The sequence below is a fragment of the Kordia sp. genome, from assembly GCF_050633145.1.
Lineage (GTDB): Bacteria > Bacteroidota > Bacteroidia > Flavobacteriales > Flavobacteriaceae > Kordia.
Map to the genome: position 1 here is coordinate 1 of NZ_JBOEFY010000113.1, position 1,082 is coordinate 1,082.

Here is a 1,082-nt window from a genome sequence, read left to right on the forward strand (position 1 = left end):
GGAGAGCCGGTATTTATTCGTATTGAAAATACGGTTACTGGTTGTGCAAATATCTCAACAGTAGTTTTACAAGTAAACCCAGGAATTGTTGGTACTACACCAGCTAATTATAGTGTTTGTGATGATACAAATGGTAATGATACAGATAGCTTAGGAACATTTGATTTATCTACTTTAGATGCTGAGATTCTAGGCGGTTTGGCAGGAACAGCAACAGTAACGTATTATGAAACTGATGCTTTAGCGCAAGCAGGAACAGCAGGAACAGAACTTCCAACGATGTTTACAACAAGTATGGCAGGAGTTCAAATCATACATGCGCGAGTTACAGATAATATTACAGGATGTTTTGATGTGGTAGAAGTAACCTTAATAACAAATCCACTTCCAAATCTAGATAATATTGCACCGTTAATTGCTTGTGATGTTGTCATGCCTGGCGATATGATGGAAATGTTCGACTTGACGACGCATACCACTACAGTGGAAAATGGACAAGTAGGTCTTACGATTACATATCACGAAAGTGAAGCAGACGCGAATGGGAATATAGGCGCTATTACAAACCTAAACGGAACTCATGAGCAATTGATTTGGGTTCGAGCAGTAAACCTTCTTGGATGTGTTCAGGTAGGAAGCTTCGAATTGCAAGTGCAGCCTTTGCCACTTATAGCAGTGCCAACAACTTTAGAAGCTTGTGATGATGAAACGGCAGATGGTATTTCACCAACGGACTTAACGGTTAAAAATGATGAGATTACCTTATCAAATCCAGACTTAAATGTATCCTATCACTTAACTGCTGCAGATGCAGAAGGTGATGTAGGAGCGCTAGTGATGCCTTATGATAACACCGCAACACCAACAACATATACTGTTTTTGTACGAGTAGAAGATATCAACACAGGATGTCATATCGTAACACAACTTACCGTAAATATCAACGATACACCAGCAGTTTTCCCAGCAACACCATTAGAATACTGTGATACAGATAATGATGGAATCGGGATTTTTGATCTTACTGATGCAGAAAGTGAAATTACTGGAGGAGTATTACCAGGTCAAGTAACGGTAACCTA

The 1,082-nt window shown here is 39.5% G+C and carries 1 pseudogene; it reads left to right on the forward strand.

Features of this window, described 5'->3' with window-relative positions:
- Nucleotides 1–1,082, forward strand: a pseudogene (locus ACRBBL_RS27465) (CUB protein); the annotation flags it as partial.